Origin of the sequence: Actinoplanes derwentensis, from assembly GCF_900104725.1 — a bacterium.
Taxonomy (GTDB): Bacteria; Actinomycetota; Actinomycetes; order Mycobacteriales; family Micromonosporaceae; genus Actinoplanes; species Actinoplanes derwentensis.
The window spans coordinates 609,984-633,956 of record NZ_LT629758.1 but is presented as its reverse complement, the minus strand read 5'-3'; the positions used below and the strand labels follow the sequence as shown (position 1 = coordinate 633,956).

The window sequence follows — 23,973 nt, the reverse complement described above, 5'->3', positions numbered from 1 at the left end:
CAGTCCAACATCAGGAGGATCCGGTGGGAGAACCCGACGCAGGCCAGCCGTATGAATACCGGCGGCGCGAGCTGACCGAGCCGGACTGGACCCGGTTCCCCGGCTGGCGCGACGTCACCGCCGCTCAGTGGCAGTCCGCCCAGTGGCAGCGGGTCAACTGCGTCAAGAACGCCCGGCAGCTCCGCGCCGTGCTCGGCGACCTGGTCGACGAGAGCTTCTACACCGACCTGGAGACCGACCAGAGGCAGCTGGCCACCATGTCGATGCTGCTGCCACCCCAGATGATCAACACGATGGTCCCGGACCGGGTTCCGGACACGGCCGCGTTCCACGCCGACCCGATCCGCCGTTACATGCTCCCGGTCGCCTCCGACCGGCGCGCCGACTGGCCGTCCCACCCGCACGCCGCCCGCGACTCCCTGCACGAGCACGACATGTGGGTCGCCGAGGGCCTCACCCACCGTTACCCGACCAAGGTGCTCGCCGAGCTGCTCTCCACCTGCCCGCAGTATTGCGGGCACTGCACCCGGATGGACCTGGTCGGCAACAGCACCCCCACGGTCGCCAAACTCAAACTGCTGCAGAAGCCGGCCGACCGCTACGAGGCGCACCTGGCCTACCTCAAGACCCACCCGGGTGTACGAGATGTGGTCGTCTCCGGAGGTGACGTCGCGAACGTCCCGTGGAAACAACTCGAGCAGTACCTGATGGGCCTGCTGTCGGTGCCGACCGTCCGCGACATCCGGCTCGCCACCAAGGCCCTGGCCGGGCTCCCCCAGCACTGGCTGCAGGACGACGTGGTCGAGGGCATGCACCGGGTCGCCGTCACCGCCGAACGGCGCGGCGTCAACCTGGCCGTGCACACCCACGTCAACCACGTGAACTCGCTGACGCCCACGGTGGCCCGCGCGGTTCGTACCCTCCTGGAAGTGGGGGTCCGCGACGTCCGCAACCAGGGCGTCCTGATGCGCGGCGTCAACGCCGGGGTCACCGAACTGCTCGATCTGTGCTTCGCGCTGCAGGGTGAGGCCGGCATCCTGCCCTACTACTTCTACATGTGCGACATGATCCCCAACGCGGAGCACTGGCGGGTCCCGGTCTGGCAGGCCCAGCAGCTGCAGCACGACATGATGGGCTACCTACCCGGGTACGCGACGCCCCGCATCGTCTGTGACGTGCCGTTCGTCGGCAAACGATGGGTCCACATGATCGCCGACTACGACCGTGAGCACGGCATCTCGTACTGGACCAAGAACTACCGCACCTCCATCGAGGCCGACGACAGCGACGCCCTCGGTAAGCAGTTCGCCTACTACGACCCGATCGACTCCCTCCCGGAGTCCGGCCAGGCGTGGTGGCGCAAGCAGCAGCAATGATGAAAGGCGGGACCCGAACCGGGTCCCGCCTTTCCATCGCCCGCGAAGCCGCCGGTGAACCTGATGCCCTCGGCCGCCCTTACGGCCGCTGAGACCCCCGGCGGGCCGCCGGCTAGCTGAAGGTGTCGCGAACGTCCTTGCCGGCGTCCTTGACGTGCTCACCGGCCTGCTTGGCGTGCGCCGCGGTCTCCTGGGCCTTGCCCTCGGCGATGAGGCGCTCGTTGTCGGTCGCCTGGCCGACGCTCTGCTTGGCCTTGCCGGTCAGTTCCTCGGCCTTGTTCTTGACCTTGTCGGTGATGCTCATGCGCCCGTCCTCCTTGGTCCAGTGCTGCGGTGCCGCGTTCTTGCTTACGCATCAGAGGTTGCCCCGACCGAGATCCTTTGAAACACCTGCTCCACAACACACCCGCTAAAGCGTCCTAGGACAAAGCGGGTTAGGATCACGCCCGTGGATGACCGGTACCCGGCCGAGGCTCTCGACTGGCTGCTGCCCGACAGCACGCCGCGGGTCGTCGAGCTCGGCGCCGGAACCGGGCGGCTCACCCGGCGGCTGCGGGCCCGCGGCCTGGACGTGGTGGCGGTGGACCCGTCCGCCGCGATGCTCACCGAACTGCGCCGCGCCCTGCCCGAGGTGGTCACCCACGTCGGCGGCACCGAACAGATCCCGCTGCCGGCCGGCTCCGCCGACGTCGTGGTGGCCGGCGAGAGCTGGCACTGGGCCGACCCGGAGCGGGCACTACCCGAGGTGGTCCGGGTGCTGCGGCCCGGCGGCCGGCTGGCCCTGATCTGGAACGCCCGCGACGACCGCGTCGACTGGGCCGCCCGCCTCGGCGAGATCATCGGCAGCCCCGACGCCCGCCGCCATCCCCGGCTCGGCCCGCCGTTCGGCCCCGCCGACCGCGCCACCTTCGGGTGGACCCACCCGCTGCGCCCGGACCAGCTGATCGAACTGGTCACCGGCCGCAGCAACATCGTCCTGCTGCCGGCCGACGAACGCGCCGCCGTCCTGGCCCAGGTCCGCCAGTTGCTCGCCACCCATCCGGCCCTGCTCGGTCGTGGCTCGCACGCGCTGCCCTACGTCACCGAATGCCTGTCGGCCACCGCGCTGACCCGCCCCTGAGCCTGCTGCTCAGCAGACCATAGGGCGGGAATTGGACTGCTGGGAAACAAGGGTGAGTAGCTACGCTTCGGCGGACACGACCGTCGACCGATAGGGAGAGTGTCCTGGTGAAGCAGGCGCAACGGCTCAAGGCTGTCCGATACGACATTCGCGGGCCGGTCCTGCGCCGGGCAACGGAGCTGGAGGACGCCGGTCACAAGATCATCAAGCTGAACATCGGCAATCCGGCGCCCTGGGGCCTCGCCACGCCGACACCGATCGTCGCCGACATGGTCCACAATCTGAACGCCGCGCAGGGTTACAGCGACGCGCGCGGCATCTACTCGGCGCGGGTCGCTGTCGCCCAGAAGTACCAGCTCCAGGGCGTCACCGAAGTCCAGCCGGAAGACGTGATGCTCGGCAACGGCGTCTCCGAGCTGATCGTGATGTCGCTGCAGGCGCTGCTCGACAACGGCGACGAGGTGCTGGTCCCGGCCCCGGACTACCCGCTGTGGACCGGCGCGGTGACCCTGTGTGGCGGCCGGGCGGTGCACTACCGCTGCGACGAGAGCAACGGCTGGCAGCCCGACCTGGAACACCTGGCGTCCCGGATCACCGCGAACACCCGAGCCATGGTGATCATCAACCCGAACAACCCGACCGGCGCGGTCTACTCCCGCGAGGTCCTCGAGGGCATGCTGAACCTGGCCCGCCGCCACGGCCTGCTGGTCTTCGCCGACGAGATCTACGACAAGATCATCTACGACGAGGCGGTCCACCACACCGCCGCCGCGATCGCCCCCGACGTCCCGATGATCAGCATGGGCGGCCTGTCGAAAACCCACCGCGCCGCCGGCTTCCGCTCCGGCTGGCTGGCGATCACCGGTTTCGGCCTGCAGGACACCGACTATCTGGAAGGCCTCCAGCTGCTGGCCAACATGCGCCTGTGCCCCAACGTGCCGGCCCAGCACGCCATCCAGACAGCGCTGGGCGGCTACCAGAGCATCGAGCCGTTGGTCCGCCCCGGCGGCCGCCTCTACGACCAGCGCGAACACGCGTGGCGCTCCCTGACGGCGATCCCCGGCGTCGAGTGCTTCCGCCCCGACGGAGCCCTCTACCTGTTCGCCCGCCTGAACCCAGAGATCCACAAGATCCGCGACGACGAGCGCCTGATCATCGATCTGCTGGAGTCGAAACACCTGCTCCTGTCCCATGGTAGCGGCTTCAACATCGACACTTCCGACCACGTCCGCTTCGTCTTCCTGGCCCCCGTAGACGTCCTGGACGAGGCGATCGGCCGCTTCAGCGATTTCCTCTCGACATACCGCCAGTAAAACCCTTTCAAGCCCTTTTCCGGTACGTTCCACCAAACGCCGACCGCCTCCACCCCGCGAGGCGGCCCCGGCGCAAGGCCACCCCGCGACCGCCGGGCCGAATGCGGTGCCCACCGCCCGCCGCACCGACCCGACAGGCCAAACCCGGCAGTCACCGGCCGTCACACAAGTCCGGCGAGCTCAACGCAGCGGCCACCGACCGTCACGCCAGCCCGGCACACCGAACACGGCAGCCACCGCCGTCACGCCGGGTCCAAGGGCCGGGCGTAGCGGTCACCGGTCGTCACGGCGGGCCGGTGGGCCGGGCGTAGCGGTCACTGGTCGTCACGGCGGGCCGGTGGGCCGGGCGTAGCGGTCACCGGTCGTCACGGCGGGCCGGAGGTGGGGGTCAGCGGAGCCGGTTCGACGGGCAGCCAGAGCTCACAGGTCGCGGTGCTGAGATCGGCGCCCCGATCGAGCACCGCGACGATCTCCGGACCGGGCCGCTGACGCCACGGATTCGACGGGAACCACTCGGTCGCGGTCGCGGCCCAGACTTTCTGCAGGCTCTGCGGATGCGGCCCGGCGGCCCGGACGACCACCCACCGTCCGGCCGGGACTTCGATGACGTCGAACTCTTCGGGGACCGGCGTGCCCGGCAACACCGCGACCCCGTGCAGATAGGTCAGCTCACTGCCCTCGGCCCGGTCCGGATCAAGGTCGTCGCTGACCGCGAGCAGACCACCCGGCACAGTGTCACCGAGGGCCTTCAACCGAACGTGCTCCGCCGCCGGAAGCGCCGCGACATGCCGCCGAATGTGCGGGTTGACCCCTCGGTGAACCAGCGGAACCCGAACGGCGAACCCGACGAGCCGAAACCCGGGCCGGTCGGCGATCCGGGCATCCATCCGCTCGCTCCCGTCAACGGTAAGCCGAAACCCGAGCCGAGGCTGACTCCGCAGCGGCCCTCCATCCCGGCGCACTTCCCCGGGCCCAGCCCCGTGCACCGCCCGAAACGCCCGCCCGAAGGCCTCCACCGACCCGTACCCGTGCCGAACGGCAACCGTCAACAGGTCCACCTCACCCTGAACGACATCGGCGGCGGCAACGGTCATCCGACGACGACGCACATACTCCGACAGCGGCATGCCCGCCAACGAGGAGAACATCCGGCGAAGGTGATACTCGGTAGTACCCAGCCCCCGCGCCACCGCCGTGACGTCGAAGTCCCCGGTCAGCCCCTCCTCGACGATCTCCACAAGCCGATTCAGCACCGAGATCACCATGCCCCCTCTCCACCGCAGCCATCAGCAGGCCACCAGCAGCGCCGGAAACCTCCCGCGCGCTCTTTCCGTGTGGCCGCTCAGGGTGCGATTCTCCGCTGCCGCGCATTTCAGGATTTCCGTCCGACGCCGAGCCCGGCCTGAACGACTTATTCTCCTGAGATCGGGCGTCGGGGCGGCGCCCGATGGGCCGCGCGACTGATTGACCGCGCAGGACAGCCCACCATCGGGGGCGGTAGCACCGTTCGAAGCCACCGTGAGGCGCCCGGAAAGGCCGATTCGATGTCGGCGGAGACTTCGGTGTGAGAGAAGCCGACCACTCTCGATCGTCGCTGGATAAGGCGATGGAGTCGCGTTCACGAATGCGGCGAAGCTTCTCGGCGCGGCGGCGCTGAAGCCCGCAGGAACGCCGCTTTTCATGGTCACGACGAAACTCGTCACGGTCGGGGCAATAGTTCCTCTACTTGGCCCGGCCACGCATTCCCGCAACGCTGAACAACGTTGGCTGAGTCATACCTAAATTTTCTCGCACCCACGCAGAAAAGTGTAAGAAGAAGTTTGTGCCGAACCGCCGAACCGCCGAACCCGCCAACCGGAGAAGCAACCACCCGAAAACCGCACCGCTTACGAAGATCATGTGGTGGGCCGGCGCGCCCGATGGAAGCGGCGCGGAAGATGTCGGGCGCGCCGGAACCGGGCCGGGCACGCTGGCGGCATGGATGACGCCACTCTGACAGCTCGGTTTGTTCGGGACGGGTTCGTGAAACTGGCGGGTGCCGTCGCGCCGCGTGTCGCCGCGGACGGTGCTCGGTTGCTCTGGCGGGAGACCGGCTGTGACCCGGACGATCCGGCGACGTGGACGAAACCGGTGCACTGGGTGGCCGAGATGGGGCAGGGACCGTTCGCGGCCGCGCCCAACTCGCCGTACCTGCACCACGCCTACGACCTGCTCGCCGGGCCGGGACGGTGGCGGCCACGGTACTCGCTGGGCTCCTTCCCGCTACGGTTCCCGCACGAGACGGAACCGGACGACGCGGGCTGGCACATCGAGGGCAGCTACCTGCCGGAGGGCGAGAGCTGGTACTTCACCAATCTTCGCTCGCGGGGGCGTGCCCTGTTGATGCTGTTCCTGTTCAGTGAGGTCGGTGTGGCGGACGCCCCGACCCGGATCCGGGTCGGTTCGCACCTGGACGTGCCGAAGGTGCTGGCCGGGTACGGGGAGGACGGCGCGAGCGGGCTGAAGCTCGCCCCCGATCTGGTGGCGGCTTCCGATCACCGGCCGGAAGCCCTCGCCACCGGTTCGCCTGGCGACGTGTTCCTGTGCCACCCGTTCCTGGTGCACGCGGCGCAACCACATCACGGGGTGCGGCCGCGTTTCATGGCCCAGCCACCGCTGATGCCGGACGCGCCGTACGAACTGGAGCGGGCCGACGGCGACTACTCCCCCGTGGAGATCACGATCCGCCGCGGGCTTGCCTGAACAACGATTACTCGGCGGGGGTGGCGATCCGGGGTGGGCGGTGCTCGTACGGCGTGGACAGCACCACTGTCGTCCGGGTCGTCACGTTCGCCGCCGTCCGGATGTCCTGCAACAGGCGTTCCAGATCGGCGGGGCTCTGCACCCGTACCAGAAGAAGGTAGAAGTCCTCCCCCGCCACCGAATAACACGAGTCGATCTCGGCCAGATGGGCGAGCCGCTCGGGCGCGTCGTCGGGCTGGGAGGGGTCGAACGGGCGGATCGCCACGAACGCGGTCAACGGCAGGCCCAAGGCCTCGTACGACACCCGGGCCGTGTAACCGTCGATCACCCCGCGCTGTTCGAGACGGCGAACGCGCTGGTGCACGGCGGAGACACTCAGGCCCACCCGCTCGGCCAAGTCCGTATACGACAACCGGCCGTCCGCGGTCAGGGCCGACACGACAGCCCGGTCGATCTCTTCCACGGCGCCACATTACTGCACCTGAAGACCCGGCTCCGCCCGCGGACGGCGTCGTCTCAGCCCTTCGTCATCGAACGGGCGATCACCAACCGCTGGATCTGGTTCGTGCCCTCGACGATCTGCAGCACCTTCGCCTCCCGGAACCAGCGCTCCACCGGGTGGTCGGCGGAGTACCCGTACCCCCCGAGCACCTGCACCGCGTCGGTGGTGACCTTCATCGCCATGTCGGTGGCGAACAGTTTCGCCTTCGCCGCCTCGATCGTGAACGGGCGCCCGGCGTCCTTGAGCCGGGCCGCGTTCAGCAGCAGCGCCCGAGCCGCGGACACCTGGGTGGCCATGTCGGCGAGCATGAACCCGAGGCCCTGGAACGACGCGATCGGCTTCCCGAACTGCTCGCGCTCCCGGGCGTAGGCGGTCGCGTAGTCGACCGCGGACTGGGCCAGGCCGACCGCGCAGGCGGCGATGCCGAGACGGCCCGCGTCGAGCGCCTGCATCGCGATGCCGAAACCCTCGTTCTCCCCACCGACCAGGCGATCTCTCGGAACCCGGGCGTCCTCCAGGACGATCTGCGCCGGTGCCGACGAGCGCAGGCCCATCAGCCGCTCAGGCGCCTGCGGCAGCAGACCCGGCGTGGAGGCGTCGGCGAGCACGCAGGAGATGCCTCGGGCGCCGGCCCCACCCGTACGGCAGAAGATGTTGTAGAAGTCGGCTTTTCCGCCGTGGGTGATCCAGGCTTTCGTGCCGTTGAGCACGTAGTCGTCACCGTCGGCGACCGCGCGGGTGGTCAGGCCCGCCGCGTCGCTGCCGCCGTGCGGTTCGGAGAGCGCGTAGGCCCCCAGCAGCTCTCCGCCGAGCATGTCGGGCAGCATCTTGCGCTGCTCCGGAGTGCCGAACCCGGCCACCGGGAAACACGACAGGGTGTGCACGCTGACCGCTTCGGCGATGCCCAGCCAGGTGCCCGCCAGGATCTCCAGGACTTGGACATAGACCTCGTACGGTTGACCGGCGCCACCGTCGGCCTCCGGATAGGGCAGCCCGAGCAGCCCGGAACGGCCCAGTGTCCGCAGCACCTCGCGGGGGAACTCGCCGCGCGCCTCGAAGTCGTCGACCTTGCCGGCGAGTTCCCGCCCGGCGAGGTCGGTGGTGAGGTCGAGCAGGTCGTGTGCTTCAGGGGTGGGAAGCAGTCGGTCAACGCTCATGACCCCAGCCTAACGATCGTTCACCCGATGGGGAGGTGCCGATCGGGGTCCGGACTGGTCGCCGGGCAGGATTACCGTGTTGCCGCATGGATCATCCTGCCCGGCAATATTGGAACACGATCGGCGCGGCCAAGGAGTTCACCCACCCGGTGGATCTTTCCTGGATGGCCGGGACCAGGCGGGACGCCCGGGTGCTGGATTACGGGTGCGGCTACGGGCGGGTCACCGCGATTCTGGCGGACGCCGGCTTCACCCGGGTCTCCGGGGTGGACGTCTCCGCCGCCCTGATCGAGCGCGGGCGGAAGCTGCGGCCGGGCCTCGATCTCAGCCTGATCGCGGCGCCGCCCGGACTGGACGCGGCGGCCGGGAGTTTCGACGTCATCGTGCTGTTCGCGGTGCTCACCTGTGTTCCGGGGGACGACGAGCAGCGGGCCGTGGTCGCTGAACTCGACCGGGTACTGGCGCCCGGTGGGCTGATCTACATCAGTGATCTGTTGCTGCAGACCGATGAACGCCATCTGCGGCGATACGCCGGGGGCTCCCCCTACGGTGTGTTCACCACCGGAGACGGTGCGGTCTGCCGGCATCATTCGCCGGAACATCTCCGTGGGCTGTTCGACCCATTTCAGCCGGTGGCCGAACGCCGTGTCGAGGTCGCGACGATGAACGGGAACACCGCGCAGGCGCTGCAGGTGCTGGTGCGCAAAGGTGACCGGCATGGCTGACACGCAGCGGATCAGGGTCACCGATGACGGGATCACGGTGATGTTCGCGGCGGAGCCGGTGGTTTCGGTATTCGGCAACGTCATCCGGGAAGGCGGAGTCCACGAGTTAGAGACGGAGAAACCTGGCGTGCCCCGGGGCACGCCAGGTTTCGGGTCTGACTGGTCTAGCCCGGCAGGTCGACCGGGGCCGGCTGGGGCACATCGCGCAGGTGCCGGTTGTGCCGGGGCTCCTGGCGGGTCTTGGCGTCGTTGAGCCGCCGCCGGAGGTCGTCGCGGCAATCCATCACGGCCGCGTGCAGATCATCCTCGGAGGACGTCGTCACCACCTTGTCGCCGCCGCTGACCCAGCACTCCAGGGTCACCTTCTGGCCCGGGGAGGTGCGGTCCTTGACCGAGATCTCCAGGGCGGTGGAGTCGGCGTGGAACGAGGCGAGCCGGGTGTCCAGGGTGCCGAGCAGCTCTTCGATCCAGTTCCGGTCACCCTGCGAGAATCCGGCCCCCATGCGCAGACATTCCGCGATGGTGGCCGGGTTGGCGACGGCACTCATCTGATCTCCTCTGTCCGGTGAAACGGTCAGAGACCACATACCCAACCTGATCAGAACGAATCGAAATCGATGGCGCTCGCTACGACCCGGTCGCCGAAAGAGCTGAGGCGACGGGGACCGCTGCCGCATTGAGCCAGACCACCCGGGGATGCGCCTCGGGCAGCGGCGCGAGTGGCAGCGGTGCGAGTGGCGGATCAGTGGGCCGCCGGGCGACGTCGGTGCGGCGCCGGTGCTCCTGCGGGCTCAGGCCGCGCTCTCGTTTGAAGGCCGCGCTCAGGGCGAACGCACTGCCGTAACCGACCTGCCGGGCGACCGTGCCGATGGTGGCGTCGCTGCGCCGGAGCATGTCGGCGGCCAGGGTGAGCCGCCAGCGGGTCAGGTAGGTCATCGGCGGTTCCCCGACCAGGTCGGTGAAGCGGCGGGCCAGCGAGGCCCGGGACACCCCGGCCCGGGTGGCCAGGGAGGCGACCGTCCACTGACGGGCCGGGTCGTCGTGGAGCATCCGCAGGGCGGGGCCGACGACCTGGTCGCTCTGCGCGTGGTGCCAGCCGGGCACGCTGGTGTCCGAGGAGGCCAGCCAGCTGCGCAGCACCGAGATCAGCAGCAGGTCGAGGATCCGGTCCAGCACCAACTCCTGGGCGGGGCCGGTCCGGGTCATCTCCTGGCTGAGCAGGCTGACCAGGGTGCTGTCACCGTCGGCGGCCGGGCGCAGCAGCAGGGTGGGCAGGGCCCGCAGCAGCCGGGTGCTGATCTCGCTGTGCATCTGGTAGGTACCGCTGATCATGATGGTCTCGCCGTCGAGGCTGTCACCCCAGGTGCGCACGCCCAGCTCCATCACCTCGCTCTGGTCGACACCGTCCACCGTGGTGCACCGCTGGCCGGGGTGGATGACGATCTGCACGGGGGTGTGCGGGCCGTCGGCCACCGTGTACGGGTCGGGGCCGCGGATGACGGCGACGTCGCCGGGGGCGATGCGGACCGGGGCGCTGTCCTTCGGGGTGATCCAGGCCGACCCGCGCACCAGCGTGACCAGGGAGAGCGGCGCCTCGTCCTGGATCCGCAGGCACCACGGCGGGTCGAGCACCGACCGGAGCAGGAAGGCTCCCCGGGCGCGGGGTTCGTCCAGCAGTCCGGTGAGCGTGTCCATAGTGGCAGCGTATCGGCTACAGGAACCGGCAGCTAGACGATGAAACATGAATGAGAGCCTCTTGACCATGTCGAGTCCAGCTCAGTTCCGATTGAATGGAACCGACCAGACGACGCTCGAAAAGGGAGCAAACGGCTATGACCGACCCGGTACGGACCACGACCCTGTTCATCGCCGCCATCTCGCTGGGACTGATGGCCGGGCTGTTCTACGGGTACGCGGGCTCCGTGATGCCGGCTCTACGACGGGCCGACGACCACACGGTCATCGACGTCATGCAACGGATCAACGTCGCCATCCAGAACCCGCTGTTCGGCCTGTTGTTCACCGGGGCGCTGATCGCGACCGGCGTCGCCGCGTTCCAGCAGTTCAGCGCCGGGCACACCGCGGTGTGGGTGCCGCTGGTGATCGGGCTCGTGCTGTACCTGGCCACGATGGCGATCACCTTCGGGGTGAACATCCCGCTCAACAATCGACTGGCGGCGGCCGGCCCGGCCCGTGGGATCGCCGACCCCCAGCGGGTCCGTGGCGAGTTCTTCGACCGCTGGGTCCGCGCCCACCACCAGCGCACTCTCACCTGCACGGGGGCATTCGCCGCGATCGTCTGGTCGCTGATCGCGTACGGGCAGATCTGAGCGTGCTCGCCGATCTCCTGCCGCCCGGGGTGCGGTGTGCCGTCGCGTTCGACGACGGCACACCCGCCCCGCTGTTCCCGGAGGAGCTGGTGCTCGTCGCCGGTTCCACCGCGGAGCGCCGCCGCGAGTACGCCACCGTGCGGATGTGTGCCCGCCGGGCCCTGGCCGAACTCGGCCGTCCGCCGGTGGCAATCGTGCGCGGGCCGGGCGGTGCACCCCGCTGGCCCGCGGGGATCGTCGGCAGCCTGACCCACTGCCGGGGCTTCCGGGGCGCGGCGGTCGCCGAGAGCACGGCCACCGCTTCGCTGGGCATCGACGCGGAACCGGCCGGTGCTCTCCCGGACGGGGTGCTCGGTTTGATCACTTCCGCAGCGGAACGTGACGATCTCGCGCGACTCACCGCCGTACGCGCTGATCTGCCGTGGGATCGTCTGTTGTTCTGTGCCAAGGAAGCCTTCTACAAGGCGTGGTTCCCGCTCACCGGCCGATGGCTGGGTTTCCGGGACGCGGTGGTGACGATCGAACCGGACGGCCGGTTCACCGCCGTGCCGGTCGCCGCACAGCCGGGTGAGCCCCGGATGTGCAGCGGTCGCTGGGGTGTTCACGATGATCTCCTGTTGGCCACGGTCGCCGTGCCCGCCGGCGTTCAGCCACGTCCCGGTGCGCCGGCCGACGTCTTGCCGTGCAGGTAGAGCGCCGGCGCCAGCAGCGCCAGGCCGGCCAGGTTGAGAACGGTCCGCAGATCGTTCACCGGCACCCACACGGTCGCGAAGTCGTGGCGCACCCGGGCCGGGTCGGCGATCCGGCTCGGATCCCCGGCCGCCGCCAGGGTCTCGTTGAGCGGGATCTCCACCGCCATGGTCAGGCCGAGCACCAGCAGGTAGGCGAACGCGGCCGCCGCGGTCCAGATCGCGGCGGCCCACCGGCGGCGGCGCAGCAGTTGCACGGCGGCGATCACCGGGAAGGCGAAGGCCCCGGTGAAGACCAGGCCGAACAGCCCGTTCTCGATCTTGTCGTTGATGTTCTGCATCGCCGTGACGAAGGTCAGATCGTCGCCGGCGGCCAGCCCCGGCATGACCGAGACGGTGAAGCCGAAGAAGAGCCCGGCCATCAGGCCCATGCAGATCAGGCCGGCGATCAGCGTCACGGTCACCGGGCGTGAACCGGCCGGCTTCGCCGGGGACGGGCCGGCCTGCGGGGGTACGGCGGGGTGCGGCCGAGCATACGGAGGGTAGGACATGACGACCTTTCACAGGATGGGTCAAGCAGCCGGTTGCAGAGACAGCCGGCCGTTCTCGAGGTAGGCCGCCGACCGGCAGAGGGCGGGGAAGTCCGACGCGGCCGGCCCGGAGCAGAGCAGGGCCACGCCGCTGTCCCGCAGTCCCGCCAGGGTGGCGCCGAGGCGGGTCCGGCCACGCGGGGTGAGCCCGGCGCCAGGTTCGTCGAGGACGAGCAGCCGCGGCTGGTGCAGCAGGGCCGCCGCGACGCTGAGTTCGCGCAGGGTGCCGCCGGTGCAGCGGGACACCGGGTCGTCGCGCCGGGTGGTCAGCCCGACCAGGGCCAGGGCCCCGGCGATGCGCAGTTGGTGCTCGCTCTCGGGCAGGCCGCCGATCCGGGCCCACAGCGCCAGGTTCTCGCCGAGGGTGCCGGAGCTGAGGACGACGGCGCTGCGGGCGACGTAACCGACGGTGGCCGGTAGCGCGGCCGGTTCGATCCGCTCGATCGGACGGTCGAACAGATGAACCGAACCGGTGCCGGATTCGAGCAGGCCGCACACCATGGCGACGATCGCCGAGCGGGCGGCGGCGTCGGTGCCGAACAGGCCGAAGGCCTCACCGACGTGGATGTCGAACGAGACACCGTCGACGAGGGTCTGCCCCTCGGCCCGGTAGGACAGCCCGCGGCAGCGGACCACCCGGTCCCGGGCGGCCGGGCGCAGCAGGATCTCCGCGGCGATGTCGGGTGGAATGTTGCGGTGGCCGCGGGCTCCGCCCGGCAGCACGTCCATGGTTGTGTCCAGCGACATGAGAACCCCCGATGGTGACGGTGACGGCTGGCGACCCGGACAAGGTCAGCGCAGCGCCAGGACGGGATCGACCGTCCGCTGGTAGCGGATGCGCAGCAGGGTGTTGCCGAGCAGCCGCAGTGGTGTCGGGATGCCGGCGCCGACCTGCCGGGTCACCGACGGGTCGGCCTCGTCGAACATCCACGGCTGCAGGTACGACATGACCCGGGGCGGTGCGGAGCCGATGATGCGCTGTTCGATGGAGGTGTACTGCGCGATGGTCAGGTTGCCGGCCAGCACCGGGAAGATCGCGGCCTCCTCGTGCCGCAGGTGGTCGACCAGGATCTGATGGAACCGGTGTGCGGCGGGCGCCAGCGCGGCCATCCCGGTCGACCGGCGCATGTTCGCCGAGACCTGGGCCATCGACTCCTCCAGCGCGGAGTGGTCGTGCAGCATCTCCCGCTCGATGGCGCCGAACTCCGGCACCAGGGCCCGCAGTGACGGCCAGAGCACGTCGTCCTCACTGCGGTGGTGCCAGTCGATGACGTCGTGCAGCTGCCGCCACCAGGAGTTCAGCGCGGACGCGGTGCCCGGTGTCACGTTCGGTGCCGCGTCCACCAGCCTTCTGGCGTCACGGCGCATCCCCACGTGCATCAGCGCGAACGCCTGCAGATGCTCCGGTAGCGTGTGGACACCGTTCTCACTGGACATGGCTGGGTGCACGTGCGACTCCTTGGCTGGGACGACGGGGGAAACCGGACGGCCCGGCCGAGGCGACCACGTCCGGGCAGGCGGGGGACACTGCCCGGACGACCGGAGGGAACGCCGAGCGTCATGTGACCATTACAGCCAGCCAGTGATGGACGGTCCATAGTTGTCGGGCTCAACCGGATGCGTCAGCGTCTCAGCCGGCGCACCTCGTCGGCCCAGGCGGTGACGTCGGTGCTACGAAGCAGGGACGTGCCGATCAGCAGCCCGGCGAACCCCTGGCCGAGCAGTCCGGCGGCCACCGTGGCGTCCCGGATCCCGCTCGCGCTGACCGGGCAGCGGGTCCCGGCGGCCAGCAGCGCCGGCAGGAGCACGGCGCTGCGGGTGAGGTCGGCCGTACCGCGCTCGCGGACCTTGATGTCCTTGTTGTTGACCGCCAGCACGCACTCGCCGGCGTGCGGAACCGCGGCGATCTCCCGCTCGGTGGTGACCTCGACGAACGGGGTGAGGCCGGCGGCGAGCGCCGCGGTGACCATCCGGGCCAGGACGGCCGACGGCAGCAGGCCGGCGGTCAGCAGCACCGCCGACGCGCCCAGATCCCGGGCGGTGGCCAGCTGCTCCCGACGGGTGATGAAATCCTTCTGCAGGACCGGTTTCCCGGTACGCCGGGTCACCTCCCGCAGCAGGTCCGCCGAACCGCCGAACCAGTGCCCGGTGACCACCGACAGGCATGGCGCGCCGGCCCGCTCGTAGGTGTCCACGACCTCCGCCGCGCTGCGTCCGCCCAGCAGATCGGTGCCGTCCGGATCACGCGGCTTGATCTCCATGATCAGCGGAAGTTCGGCGGACAACAGCGCGGACAGGAATCCGGACAAGGGTCACCTCAGCGGGTCGGGAAAGGGTTGCCAGGCCCGGGCGATCGAACTGATCCGCCCGGAGTCGAAACCGCCGAGCGGGTCGCGGGCGCCGGTGTCGACGTCGACACCGTGCAGGCTGGGGCCACCGATCAGGTCGTGGTAGCCGCCGCTGTCCGCGGAGACCCCACCGGCCAGCAGGAAGGGCACCGACAGCCGGGGCATCAGCGCCCGCACCTCGGCCGGGTCCAGCCGGTGTCCGGTGCTGCCGACCCGGCCGGTGGCGGTGGTCTTGTCGAGCAGGAACATCGTCGTCCCGGCCCGCTGGTAGGCGCCGATGAAACGCTCCTCCAGGCACTGCCCGTCCCGCAGGTGCAGCACCTTGAGGACGCTCAGGCCGTCGTGGGCGCGGCGCAGCGCGGCCACCGCCCCCGGCGCCTGGTAGGCGTGTAGTTGCAGGTGCCGGATCCCGGACCGGGTGATCGCCTCGTGCAGGGCGTCGACCGCGCCGAGGAAGGTGACGAGCACCGGGTGGATCCCCGCGGCGCGGGCTTCCCCGGCCAGCGTCACCAGCTCGTCCACTGTGAGATCGGCCGGGCCGCCGGTCACGCCGAACCAGAGCCCGACGTAGTCGGCCCCGGCCTCGGCCAGCAGCCGGACCTCGGTCGCGGAGGTGGCGCCGCATACTTTCAGCAGGGCGCCTCGCCGGCCGGTCACAACCCCAACGTCGAGGCGATGCGGTTGTACTGGATCTCGTTGGTGCCGGAGTAGATGGTCCCCGCGACGGCGTTGCGCAGGTCCTTCTCCAACCCGTACTCCGCCATGTAGCCGTTGCCGCCGAAGATCTGGACCGCGTCGAGTCCGGAGTCGAGATTGGCCTGGCTGGTGAGCAGTTTCGCGATCGCGATGCCGGCGGTGACGTCCTGGCCACGTTCGAGCTCGACGGCGGTGTCGTAGAGCCACTTGCGGGCGGTCTCCAGGCGGATCTTCATGTCCACGATCTTGTTGGCGATCTGCTGGTTGGCGCCGATCGGTTTACCGAACTGGATGCGGGTGCGGGCGTACTCGACGCAGCGCCGCAGTCGATGGGCCATCTCACCGGCGTTGACGATGAAGGAGAACAGGATCTCCCGTTTCATCACGTGGTCGAGGACCAGGAATCCGCCGCCGACGCGACCGACCACGTTGGCCGCCGGGACGCGGCAGCCGTCCAGGAAGATCTCGCTCAGTGGCGACGTGCGCAGTCCCATCTTGTGGATGGGACCGCCCACGCTCAGACCGGGAGTGTCCCGTTCCAGCAGGAACGCGGTCACCCCCAGAGCACCACCCTCGGGGTGGGAGCGGGCATAAACCATGATCAGGTCTGCGATCGGGCCGTTGCTGACGAACGTCTTGGCGCCATGGAGGACGAAATGGTCGCCGTCGCGTTCGGCCCGGGTTCGCATCTTCAGGGCATCGGAGCCACCGTCCGCCTCGGTGATGGCGTGGGCTCCGATCGACTCGCCGGAACAGATCCGTGGCAGGAACCTGTCGCGCAGTTCCGGGCGGCCGAACTTCTGCAGGGGAACGCCGACACTGGCCAGGCTGGTGGTCACGGAGAAGTTCAGGCCACCGTCGCGGCAGCCTTCGCCGAGGCCCTCCAGCACGTACATCGTGGTGAGCAGGTCCTGGTCCAGACCGTCCCAGCGGGCCCCGAACGGCAGGCCCAGGATGCCGGTCTCCCGGATGAGCTTCCACTTGTCCCAGTGGAACGTCCCGGCCGCGTCACCTTCGACGTGTCCGGAGCTGAGGGCGTCGTTCCAGCGGCTCAGGCCGTCGCGGAGGGCGACCTGGTCGTCGTTCCATTCGATCATGATGACCCCGGGGTGAGTGCGTCAGTAGTGGCTGGAGCTGCTGCCGTCGAGGTCGTGCACCTCGTCGCCACGCAGGGCGGGCGTGAACACACAGACCAGGCGGAGGTCCTCGTGCGGGCCCGCCACCAGGTAGTGCGCGTCGTGTTCGTTGAGCGAGTAGAGCGTGCCCGGCACGATCGGGTGGGAGTTGCCGTCCATGTCGACGACCTCGCCGGAGCCCTCGATGCAGTAGCAGGACTCGAGGTGGTTGCGGTACTCCAGCAGCGACTTGGTGCCGGCCCGGACCACCGTGTCGGTGATGGTGTAGCCGATCCGGTCGCTCTCCACCAGGAAACGGCGGCTGACGCCGTTGCCCCATTCGACGGTCTTGACGTTCTCCAGGTGACGGATGATCACGCGGGACTCCTGTTCGTAGTGAGCGGATCGAGGTGGTGGACGAAGTCCCGCAGCACGGTGACGACGTCCCGTCCCTCGGCCAGAGCCGTTTCGACCCGGGCGACACCGGCACTGCCGACGATCACACCGTCGGCACCGGTGGCGCGTACGGCCGCCACGTCCTGGGGCGTCCGGACACCGAAGCCGACGGCTATCGGTGCCGTGGTACCCGTACGCAACGCTGCGACGGACACACTCAGGTCGCCGTATCCGGCCGCCGGCGCGGTGCCGCTGCGGCCGTAGTGGGCGACGAGGTAGACGTACGCGGAAGCCTCCGCGGCCGCCTCGGCCAGCACCTCCGGACGGGAGGTGCCGTGGTAACAGGTGGTGACGACCGGGAGCCCGGCGGCCCGCGCCGACTCGTAGTAGGCCGGCCGCAGGCGCGGTGGCAGGGCGTGCAGCAGCACCCCGTCGGCGCCGGACGCCGCGATCCGTTCGATCGTCACCGGCAGGGAACGCCCTTTCAGGCTGTGGCTCCAGTCCGCCAGCAGCGCGATCCGCATCCGCCGCAGCGCGGGCCGCACACCGGTGACGAAGGTCAGCACCGCGTCCAGGTCGACGCCGTCGCGCAGGGCCCGCTGCGCCGAGCGCCGGACCACCGGCCCGTCGGTCACCGAACCGGGGAACGGCACGGCCAGTTCCAGGCAGGCGACCCCGGCCTCGTCGAGGGCGAGGACGACGTCGCGCAGCACGTCCAGCGGCGGATCACCGGCGTTCAGGAACAGGGCCAGGCCGGAACCGCCGTCGAAGAACTCAGCCATCGGTCCGCATCCGCAGGACCAGGGCCAGCACCGCGCCCTCGCGCAGCGCCTTCTCGGCCTCGGTGACGGCCGGTGCCCAGTCGGTGGCGTGCCCACCGGCCAGGGCCAGGGCCGCCGCGTTCCAGGCCACCGTCCGGATCGCGGTGTCACCGGCGGCACCGGAGACGACCTCCAGGAACCGGGCCGCCGCACCGGCCGGATCGGCCCCCGGCCGCAGATCCCCGAGTCCACCCGCGACCGGCGCCGGGAACGGCGGCGCCGTACCGGAGTTCGGGTGGATCTCGTTGACCGCGAACGGCAGCAGCTCGTCGGCGCCGGCGTCGTTGCCGAACAGCCAGATCCGCCGGTCCCGCACGGTGGCGGCGAGGTCCCGGAGCAGGGGCAGCAGGGTCCGGTCGGAGACTCCGGTGACCTGGGCGGTGACCGGGAGATCAGCCAGGAACGGGCCGAGCGTGTTGAGGAAACGGCCGAACGGCCGCAACCCGGTGGGCAGGATGAGCCGGGCCAGCCGGGTCAGTTCGGCCGGGTAGACGAAGCCGCCGGCGAACGCCAGCCCGAACCGGTCGAGAGAGACCGAGAGCTGGTCGTACGACGCGGCCGGGCGGATGCCGAGGCGCTCCAGCAGATCGATCGATCCGAGCACTCCGGTGTAGGCCCGGGAACCGGACTTCACCACCGGCACCCCGGTGGCCGCCGCGGTGAAGGCGGCGGCGGTGGAGATGTTGAAGGTGCCCGGCCCGCCGCCGGTGCCCACCACGTTGACCGTGCCGGGACGCCGCTGCGGGGAGGTGGGACGCCGGTCGGCGAACGACTCCAGCAGCGCCGACAGCGAAGCCGGGCCGGGCAGCGCGCCGGCCAGCGAACCCAGCATGGCCAGCGCGTCGGCCCGGTCCAGGCGCCGCTCGTGCAGGGCGTCCCAGAGGGCGTGCCACGACGCGCGGTCCACCTCGGTACGCCGCTGCAGCAGCAGCTCGACGGTCGGGTGCACGGTGTCAGCGCCCCCCGGCCGCGGGAACCCCGGAACGGGCGATGAAGGCGTCGATGGCGTCGACCGACCGGAAGTTGTCCGGGTCGAGGGCGGTGTCGTCGACGACCAGTTCGAAGCGGTCCTCCACCCAGGCGATCAGCTTGAGCACGCCCAGGCTGTCGACGACGCCGCTCTCCATCAGGTCGAGGTCGTCGGTCAGCTGGTCGGCGGGCACGTCCGGGAGGAACTCCTCGATGACGAACTGCCGGATCGTTGCGATGTTGTTCATGACGTCCTTCCGGATATCGGTGCAGGGGTGAGCAGTTCCTCGGCGGCGGAGCGGTCCAGCTTTCCGGTCGAGGTCCGGGGCAGGGGTTCGTCGACGATCCGCAGCGTCGACGGGACGGCGGCCTTCGGCAGGTTCGCGGCACAGTGCCGGCGGACCACCAGGCTGTTGACGGTGCTGCCCGGCGCGCGGGTCACCACGGCGGCCAGTTGCCGGCCGGACACCGGATCGGTACGGGTCAGCACGGCCGCGTCCAGCACACCGACACATCCGCGCAGCACCGACTCGACCTCGGCGGTGTTGATCGCCGTACCGCGGATCTTGATCTGGAAGTCGGTCCGCCCGACCAGCGTGACCGTGCCGTCCGGCTGCCGCTGGACCAGGTCGCCACTGCGGAACCAGGACCGGGCGTCGGCTCCGAGCGGATGTCCGGTGAACCGGCCCACGTTCCGGGCCGCGTCCAGGTAACCGGCACTCTGGAACGGCGTGGTGACATACAGCTCGCCGGTTCCCGGCCCGTCGACCGGACGGCCGTCCTCGTCGAGGATCAGGATGTCCACCCCCGGCAGCGGCACGCCGAGCGGCACCGGCACGGTGTGACCGGGCGGCACCTCGGCGATCAGGCTGTCGTTGGTCTCGGTGCAGCCGTAGACGTTGTGCAGGCGCGCGCCCGGAAACAGTCCCGGCAGTGCGGCGAGTGTCCGCTCCCCGATCACGTCGCCGGTGAACAGCACGTGCCGGACGCGTGCGAACGCGCCCGCACCGGTGTCGAGCAGCAGGTCGTAGAGCATCGGCACGCCCTGGATCACGTCCACCGGATACCGCCGCAGCAACTCCCGCAGGTAGCCGCCGTGCGCCGCCCGTTCGGTGTCGGCCAGTACCACCCGGCCGCCGTGCGCCAGGGTGGTCCAGATGTCGAGCAGGCACAGGTCGAAGTTGAGCGGCGCGTAACTGAACACCGAACGCCCCGGCCCGATGCCGAAGGCCGCGCCGGCCCAGGCCGCGAACGCGTCGACGGACCGGTGCGGCAGCGGCACGATCTTCGGCAGGCCGGTCGACCCGGAGGTGGTCAGCATGAAGCCGGCCGAGTCCCGGTCGACGGCCGGCCAGGCATGCTCCGGTCCCCCGGCCGCCGGGCCCCGCAGGTCCGCCTCGCGCAGGATCGTCCGGCAGCCGGCCTGGGCGAACAGCGTGTCCAGGGTGTCCGCGGCGAGCGACGGGGACGGCAGCAGGAACCGCCGTCCGGTGAGCAGGCAGGCCAGGATCAGGGCCAGGCCACCGGGTGACTTCGGCGTCAGGATGCCGGCCGGTTCGCCCGGAGCGAGCCGGTCCAGCAGTGGCCGCTGTCCGTAGGCCAGGTCGGCGAGTTCCCGGTAGCCGATCTCGCGATCCGCCCAGACCAGTGCCGGTGCGTCCGGTGCCCGGCGGGCGTGCCCGAGGAACGCGGTGGCCACCGCCGGATGGTCAGGCATCGCCGTCACCCAGGGTGATCCAACCGCCCTTGAGGGCGATCCCCCGCGGTGTCGCGCAGGTGAACGCCACCACCGAGCCGCTCTCGTCCGGCCGGAACGAGACCTCGACCGGCTCGCCGGGCCGCACCGGGGAGGAGAACCGGCAGCCGAGGCCGCGGACCCGGGCCGGGTCGCCACCGGCGAACAGGTCGACGGCGAGTTCGGTGACCAGGGCCACCACACTCATCCCGTGCGCGATCACCGAGTCGAACCCGGCGGCGCGGGCCGCCTCGTCGTCCAGGTGGATCGGGTTGCGGTCGCCGGAGACCTCCGCGTATCCGGCGACGTCGGCCCGGCTCAGCGACACGGTCCGGGTCACCGGTTCGGCCCGGCCGGTGCCGGCCGGCGAGCCGGTGGAGGCCACGTTCCGGCCGGCTGGCGCGGCCAGCGGCGGCATCTCACCGAACGGTTCCGGCTCGGTGACGCCGGTCAGCAGGACCGTGGTGACCATGGCGCAGACCGGGCCGCCGTCCGCGTCGCGGATCTCGGTGCGCATCGCCACCCGGATCCCGCGGGCCTCCCGGCGGGCGCCGGTGACCTCCAGCGAACTGCTGACCTTCTCGTCGTCGCGGAGCAGGCGGTGCACCGTGAACTCCTGGCTGATGTGCACCTGGCTCGGGTCCGCCCCGGTGATCCGCCGGGTGGTCCGGGCGAACTCCGGGGAGGTCAGGACGAACGGGTGCACCGGGGACGGGCCGGCGATCGTGGCGGGCTCCAGCGTCGCGCGTACCGCACGCCGGTACGCGGCCAGGGCACCGGCCTCGGCGAGCAGCGCGCTCATGCCGGACTCACCACGAGTGCGGCGTTGTGCCCGCCGAACCCGAAGGAGTTGCTCAGTGCCGGCCCCGGCGGCACCGCCCGCGCCTCTGCGGCGACCACGTCGAGATCCATGCCAGGCTCCGTCTTCTGATGATTGGCGGTCGGGGGGACCAGGCCGTGCCGCAGGGCGAGCACGGTGGCGACGAACTCGATCGCACCGGCCGCGCCGATCAGGTGGCCGATGGTGCCCTTGAGCGAGGTGACCGGCGGTGGTGTCGCGCCGAACACGGTGTGCAGGGCGCGGGCTTCGGCCCGGTCGTTGTGCGGTGTCGACGTGCCGTGCGCGTTGACGTGGCCGATGTCGTCCGGCCGCAGTCCGGCGGCGGCGATCGCGGCGGCCATCACGGTGGCCGCGCCCGCGCCGTCGGCCCGCGGCATGGACAGGTGGTAGGCGTCCGACCCGGAGGCGTAACCGCTGACCACCGCGTGCCGGACGGCGCCGCGGGCCCGGGCGTCGGCGAGCCGTTCCAGGACGACGAAGGCGGCGCCCTCACCCATCACGAAACCGTCCCGGTCCACGTCGAACGGCCGGGCCGCGGCGGCCGGATCGTCGTTGCGGGCCGAGACCGCGCCCAGGTTGCCGAACGCGGCCAGGGTGACCGGGGTGAGCGTGGCCTCGGCACCGCCGGCCAGCACCACGTCGGCCTGCCCGGTCCGCAGCAGCAGCGTGGCGTGGCCGATCGCGTCGGCCCCGCTGGCACAGGTGGTGGCGATGGTGGTCGCCGGTCCCCGCCAGCCCAGGCGCATGGCGATCAGGGCGGCCGCCGCGTTCGGCATCGTCATCAGCGGCATCAGCGGGTTGACCCGGGACGGGCCGTGTTCGGTGAAGTTGCGGCTCTCCTGGTCGCTGACGGTGCGCCCGCCCACGGCGTTACCGACCACCACGGCGGTACGGGCGCCGTCCACCTCGGGCGCACCGGCGTCGGCGTACGCGCTCAGGGCCGCGGCCAGCGCGTACCGGGCGAACGGGTCCATCCGCCGGGCCTGTTTCGCGCCTAGGTGCCGGTTCTGGTCGAAGCCGGCCACCGGGCAGCCGATGCGCGCCTTGTGCCGGGTGGTGTCGAACCCGGTGACCGGGGCGGCCAGCGACTGCCCGGCCAGCAGGACCGGCCAGAACTCGGCGAGTTCGCAGCCGGCCGGGCTGACCACGCCCATCCCGGTGACGACCACCTCGGGAGACCCGGTGGTCACGGCAGGCTCGGGATCAGGCCGATGGCGTGGGCGGCCTCCAGGAACCCGGCAGCGGCGACGTCGAGGTCCTCGGCCGAGTGCCGGGCGGTCACCGCGATCCGGAGCCGGGCCTGGGTGTTCGGCACTGCCGGAGAGACCACCGGCAGGCCGATCACGCCGGCTTTGCGGCAGGCGGTGGCCAGGTCGTACGCCTTCTCGTCGGACCCGGCGATGATCGGGATGACGGCGGTCTCGCTGGTGCCGGTGTCGATGCCGGCCGCGTTCAGCGTCTGCCGCAGCCGGGCCGACTCGCGCTGGATGTGGGTGACCCGGTGCGGTTCGAGGTCCAGCACGCGCAGCGACTCCAGGGCCGCACCGGCCTGCGCCGGGGCGAGGGCGGCGGAGAACAGGAACGGCCGGGCGTTGAACCGCAGATGGTCGATGAGCGCCTGCGGCCCGGCCACCCAGCCGCCGGTCGCCGGGATCGCCTTGGAGAGGGTGCCGAGTTTGACGTCGACCAGGGTGTTGTCGCCGAAGTGCTCCTCGATGCCCCGGCCGGTGGCGCCGATGACCCCGAGGGCGTGTGCCTCGTCGACCATCAGCAGCGCGCCGTGGGCGTCGCAGACCTTACGCAGCTCGGGTAGTGGCGCGACGTCGCCGTCCATCGAGTAGACACTGTCCACGATGACCAGCTTCAGCCCGGTGCCCTTGGCGTCGGTGAGCCGGCGGTCCAGGTGCTCCGGGTCGTTGTGCCGGAACCGGGTGACGGTGGCGCCGCTGAGCTGGCAGCCGTCCACGATGCTGGCATGGTCGAGTTTGTCGATCAGGACGGTGTCGCCCGGGCCGACCAGGGCGCCGACCGTGCCGACGTTGGCGGCGTAGCCGGAGCCGAACACCATCGCCGCCTCGCGCCCCAGGAAGCGGGCGACCGCGGCCTCCAGTTCCTCGTGCAGCGGCAGGGATCCGGCCAGGGCGCGTACTCCGTGGGCCCCGGTGCCGTACTGGTCGACCGCCACTTTGGCCGCCTCCTTGACCCGCGGGTCACCGGCCAGCCCGAGGTAGCTGTAGCCCGACATCATCAGGTACCGGGAGCCCTCGAAACCGACATAGGGGCTGTCCGGCTCCGGCGTGAACGGCAGGAAGCTGTGGCGGCGATCGGGCTCGTACTCGAGTGCGCTCAGCCTGGTCCGGATGGCGTTCAGTTTCGGCTCAAGGCGCTGCCATCCCTCGGACACGATCATCTGCGTCTCCTCCGCGTCGGGTCTGGCGAAGTTCTACGGGGAGAAGCGCAAGCCGGGCGCAACACGAGGGCGACGAGCCAGCCGAACGGCCAGAAATT

General features: G+C 70.6%; 26 protein-coding genes and 1 pseudogene. 7 read left to right on the top strand and 20 right to left on the bottom strand.

Annotated features, from left to right (window positions below):
• The first annotated feature begins 23 nt into the window (after positions 1 to 23).
• On the top strand, positions 24 to 1,376 hold the full coding sequence (locus BLU81_RS02720) for a KamA family radical SAM protein (protein WP_092541278.1): 1,353 nt from the start codon (positions 24 to 26) through the stop codon (positions 1,374 to 1,376).
• Between the two features lie 112 nt (positions 1,377 to 1,488).
• Here BLU81_RS02720 and BLU81_RS02715 read toward each other — a convergent pair whose 3' ends face one another.
• On the bottom strand, positions 1,489 to 1,680 hold the full coding sequence (locus BLU81_RS02715) for a CsbD family protein (RefSeq protein WP_092541277.1): 192 nt from the start codon (positions 1,678 to 1,680) through the stop codon (positions 1,489 to 1,491).
• Positions 1,681 to 1,824: 144 nt separating this feature from the next.
• Between BLU81_RS02715 and BLU81_RS02710 the strand changes: the two genes are divergently transcribed.
• Both BLU81_RS02710 and BLU81_RS02705 read left to right on the top strand, forming a co-directional pair.
• On the top strand, positions 1,825 to 2,496 hold the full coding sequence (locus tag BLU81_RS02710; RefSeq protein ID WP_231954058.1) for a class I SAM-dependent methyltransferase: 672 nt from the start codon (positions 1,825 to 1,827) through the stop codon (positions 2,494 to 2,496).
• 107 nt (positions 2,497 to 2,603) lie between these two features.
• Positions 2,604 to 3,809 (top strand): pyridoxal phosphate-dependent aminotransferase, encoded by a 1,206-nt coding sequence (locus BLU81_RS02705; protein ID WP_092541275.1) that lies wholly within the window; start codon positions 2,604 to 2,606, stop codon positions 3,807 to 3,809.
• A gap of 365 nt (positions 3,810 to 4,174) precedes the next feature.
• On the opposite strand, the gene BLU81_RS02700 is transcribed toward BLU81_RS02705, so the two are convergent.
• Positions 4,175 to 5,071 (bottom strand): AraC family transcriptional regulator, encoded by an 897-nt coding sequence (locus BLU81_RS02700; RefSeq protein WP_092556509.1) that lies wholly within the window; start codon positions 5,069 to 5,071, stop codon positions 4,175 to 4,177.
• A 715-nt stretch (positions 5,072 to 5,786) separates the two neighbouring features.
• Between BLU81_RS02700 and BLU81_RS02695 the strand changes: the two genes are divergently transcribed.
• Positions 5,787 to 6,551, top strand: coding sequence for a phytanoyl-CoA dioxygenase family protein (locus BLU81_RS02695; RefSeq protein WP_092541274.1), 765 nt, complete (start codon positions 5,787 to 5,789; stop codon positions 6,549 to 6,551).
• Positions 6,552 to 6,558: 7 nt separating this feature from the next.
• Here the strand turns inward: BLU81_RS02695 and BLU81_RS02690 are convergent, their stop codons facing one another.
• Both BLU81_RS02690 and BLU81_RS02685 read right to left on the bottom strand, forming a co-directional pair.
• Positions 6,559 to 7,014, bottom strand: coding sequence for an Lrp/AsnC family transcriptional regulator (locus BLU81_RS02690; protein ID WP_092541273.1), 456 nt, complete (start codon positions 7,012 to 7,014; stop codon positions 6,559 to 6,561).
• 53 nt (positions 7,015 to 7,067) lie between these two features.
• Positions 7,068 to 8,210, bottom strand: a complete 1,143-nt coding sequence (locus tag BLU81_RS02685) for an acyl-CoA dehydrogenase family protein (RefSeq protein ID WP_092541272.1) — start codon at positions 8,208 to 8,210, stop codon at positions 7,068 to 7,070.
• Positions 8,211 to 8,296: 86 nt separating this feature from the next.
• Here BLU81_RS02685 and BLU81_RS02680 point away from each other — a divergent pair, with 86 nt between their 5' ends.
• A complete protein-coding gene (locus tag BLU81_RS02680) occupies positions 8,297 to 8,935 on the top strand; it encodes a class I SAM-dependent methyltransferase (RefSeq protein WP_092541271.1) in 639 nt (212 codons plus the stop codon).
• Between the two features lie 164 nt (positions 8,936 to 9,099).
• On the opposite strand, the gene BLU81_RS02675 is transcribed toward BLU81_RS02680, so the two are convergent.
• Positions 9,100 to 9,483, bottom strand: a complete 384-nt coding sequence (locus BLU81_RS02675; protein WP_092541270.1) for an HPF/RaiA family ribosome-associated protein — start codon at positions 9,481 to 9,483, stop codon at positions 9,100 to 9,102.
• A gap of 226 nt (positions 9,484 to 9,709) precedes the next feature.
• Positions 9,710 to 10,630: pseudogene (locus BLU81_RS02670) on the bottom strand (AraC family transcriptional regulator); the annotation flags it as partial.
• Positions 10,631 to 10,767: 137 nt separating this feature from the next.
• Here BLU81_RS02670 and BLU81_RS02665 point away from each other — a divergent pair.
• On the top strand, positions 10,768 to 11,265 hold the full coding sequence (locus BLU81_RS02665; RefSeq protein WP_092541268.1) for an anthrone oxygenase family protein: 498 nt from the start codon (positions 10,768 to 10,770) through the stop codon (positions 11,263 to 11,265).
• Between the two features lie 2 nt (positions 11,266 to 11,267).
• The gene (locus BLU81_RS02660) at positions 11,268 to 11,957 is read left to right on the top strand and encodes a 4'-phosphopantetheinyl transferase family protein (protein WP_172890485.1); all 690 of its coding nucleotides are present in this window, start codon (positions 11,268 to 11,270) and stop codon (positions 11,955 to 11,957) included.
• Here the strand turns inward: BLU81_RS02660 and BLU81_RS02655 are convergent.
• The 14 genes from BLU81_RS02655 to BLU81_RS02590 all read right to left on the bottom strand — a co-directional run bounded on the left by BLU81_RS02655 (position 11,912) and on the right by BLU81_RS02590 (position 23,875).
• A complete protein-coding gene (locus tag BLU81_RS02655; protein ID WP_092541267.1) occupies positions 11,912 to 12,505 on the bottom strand; it encodes an anthrone oxygenase family protein in 594 nt (197 codons plus the stop codon). The genes BLU81_RS02660 and BLU81_RS02655 overlap by 46 nt on opposite strands.
• 21 nt (positions 12,506 to 12,526) lie before the next feature.
• Positions 12,527 to 13,291: an ATP-binding cassette domain-containing protein gene (locus BLU81_RS02650; protein WP_092541266.1), complete on the bottom strand. Its 765-nt coding sequence runs from the start codon at positions 13,289 to 13,291 to the stop codon at positions 12,527 to 12,529.
• A gap of 45 nt (positions 13,292 to 13,336) precedes the next feature.
• Entirely contained in the window at positions 13,337 to 13,993 is a 657-nt protein-coding gene (locus tag BLU81_RS02645) for a hemerythrin domain-containing protein (protein ID WP_157751126.1), read from the bottom strand.
• Positions 13,994 to 14,166: 173 nt separating this feature from the next.
• Positions 14,167 to 14,853, bottom strand: a complete 687-nt coding sequence (locus BLU81_RS02640; RefSeq protein ID WP_092541264.1) for a beta/alpha barrel domain-containing protein — start codon at positions 14,851 to 14,853, stop codon at positions 14,167 to 14,169.
• A gap of 3 nt (positions 14,854 to 14,856) precedes the next feature.
• Positions 14,857 to 15,549 carry a phosphoribosylanthranilate isomerase gene (locus BLU81_RS02635; RefSeq protein ID WP_197686104.1) on the bottom strand — a complete coding sequence of 231 codons (693 nt, stop codon included), beginning with the start codon at positions 15,547 to 15,549 and terminating at the stop codon, positions 14,857 to 14,859.
• Entirely contained in the window at positions 15,546 to 16,685 is a 1,140-nt protein-coding gene (locus BLU81_RS02630) for an acyl-CoA dehydrogenase family protein (protein ID WP_092541263.1), read from the bottom strand. Before BLU81_RS02630 ends, BLU81_RS02635 begins: the two co-directional genes overlap by 4 nt.
• Positions 16,686 to 16,706: 21 nt before the next feature.
• A complete protein-coding gene (locus BLU81_RS02625; RefSeq protein ID WP_092541262.1) occupies positions 16,707 to 17,081 on the bottom strand; it encodes an ectoine synthase in 375 nt (124 codons plus the stop codon).
• Positions 17,078 to 17,881, bottom strand: coding sequence for a tryptophan synthase subunit alpha (trpA, locus tag BLU81_RS02620; RefSeq protein WP_092541261.1), 804 nt, complete (start codon positions 17,879 to 17,881; stop codon positions 17,078 to 17,080). Before trpA ends, BLU81_RS02625 begins: the two co-directional genes overlap by 4 nt.
• Positions 17,874 to 18,869 carry a hypothetical protein gene (locus BLU81_RS02615; protein ID WP_092541260.1) on the bottom strand — a complete coding sequence of 332 codons (996 nt, stop codon included), beginning with the start codon at positions 18,867 to 18,869 and terminating at the stop codon, positions 17,874 to 17,876. Before BLU81_RS02615 ends, trpA begins: the two co-directional genes overlap by 8 nt.
• A 4-nt stretch (positions 18,870 to 18,873) precedes the next feature.
• On the bottom strand, positions 18,874 to 19,137 hold the full coding sequence (locus BLU81_RS02610; protein WP_092541259.1) for an acyl carrier protein: 264 nt from the start codon (positions 19,135 to 19,137) through the stop codon (positions 18,874 to 18,876).
• Positions 19,134 to 20,606, bottom strand: coding sequence for an AMP-binding protein (locus BLU81_RS02605; protein ID WP_092556503.1), 1,473 nt, complete (start codon positions 20,604 to 20,606; stop codon positions 19,134 to 19,136). Before BLU81_RS02605 ends, BLU81_RS02610 begins: the two co-directional genes overlap by 4 nt.
• A complete protein-coding gene (locus BLU81_RS02600) occupies positions 20,599 to 21,426 on the bottom strand; it encodes a MaoC/PaaZ C-terminal domain-containing protein (protein WP_092541258.1) in 828 nt (275 codons plus the stop codon). Before BLU81_RS02600 ends, BLU81_RS02605 begins: the two co-directional genes overlap by 8 nt.
• Positions 21,423 to 22,655, bottom strand: coding sequence for a beta-ketoacyl-[acyl-carrier-protein] synthase family protein (locus BLU81_RS02595; protein WP_197686103.1), 1,233 nt, complete (start codon positions 22,653 to 22,655; stop codon positions 21,423 to 21,425). The genes BLU81_RS02600 and BLU81_RS02595 overlap by 4 nt, the downstream gene beginning before the upstream one ends.
• A complete protein-coding gene (locus BLU81_RS02590) occupies positions 22,652 to 23,875 on the bottom strand; it encodes an aminotransferase class I/II-fold pyridoxal phosphate-dependent enzyme (protein ID WP_092541257.1) in 1,224 nt (407 codons plus the stop codon). Before BLU81_RS02590 ends, BLU81_RS02595 begins: the two co-directional genes overlap by 4 nt.
• Positions 23,876 to 23,973 lie beyond the last annotated feature (98 nt).

What these genes read in the sequence shown, in the direction of transcription:
- trpA (WP_092541261.1), bottom strand. Translation starts at nt 17,881, where the DNA reads ATGGCTGAGTTCTTCGACGGCGGTTCCGGCCTGGCCCTGTTCCTGAAC.
- BLU81_RS02610 (WP_092541259.1), bottom strand. Translation starts at nt 19,137, where the DNA reads ATGAACAACATCGCAACGATCCGGCAGTTCGTCATCGAGGAGTTCCTC.
- BLU81_RS02590 (WP_092541257.1), bottom strand. Translation starts at nt 23,875, where the DNA reads ATGATCGTGTCCGAGGGATGGCAGCGCCTTGAGCCGAAACTGAACGCC.
- BLU81_RS02685 (WP_092541272.1), bottom strand. Translation starts at nt 8,210, where the DNA reads ATGAGCGTTGACCGACTGCTTCCCACCCCTGAAGCACACGACCTGCTC.
- BLU81_RS02680 (WP_092541271.1), top strand. Translation starts at nt 8,297, where the DNA reads ATGGATCATCCTGCCCGGCAATATTGGAACACGATCGGCGCGGCCAAG.
- BLU81_RS02715 (WP_092541277.1), bottom strand. Translation starts at nt 1,680, where the DNA reads ATGAGCATCACCGACAAGGTCAAGAACAAGGCCGAGGAACTGACCGGC.
- BLU81_RS02695 (WP_092541274.1), top strand. Translation starts at nt 5,787, where the DNA reads ATGGATGACGCCACTCTGACAGCTCGGTTTGTTCGGGACGGGTTCGTG.
- BLU81_RS02675 (WP_092541270.1), bottom strand. Translation starts at nt 9,483, where the DNA reads ATGAGTGCCGTCGCCAACCCGGCCACCATCGCGGAATGTCTGCGCATG.
- BLU81_RS02650 (WP_092541266.1), bottom strand. Translation starts at nt 13,291, where the DNA reads ATGTCGCTGGACACAACCATGGACGTGCTGCCGGGCGGAGCCCGCGGC.
- BLU81_RS02630 (WP_092541263.1), bottom strand. Translation starts at nt 16,685, where the DNA reads ATGATCGAATGGAACGACGACCAGGTCGCCCTCCGCGACGGCCTGAGC.
- BLU81_RS02605 (WP_092556503.1), bottom strand. Translation starts at nt 20,606, where the DNA reads ATGCCTGACCATCCGGCGGTGGCCACCGCGTTCCTCGGGCACGCCCGC.
- BLU81_RS02600 (WP_092541258.1), bottom strand. Translation starts at nt 21,426, where the DNA reads ATGAGCGCGCTGCTCGCCGAGGCCGGTGCCCTGGCCGCGTACCGGCGT.
- BLU81_RS02655 (WP_092541267.1), bottom strand. Translation starts at nt 12,505, where the DNA reads ATGTCCTACCCTCCGTATGCTCGGCCGCACCCCGCCGTACCCCCGCAG.
- BLU81_RS02665 (WP_092541268.1), top strand. Translation starts at nt 10,768, where the DNA reads ATGACCGACCCGGTACGGACCACGACCCTGTTCATCGCCGCCATCTCG.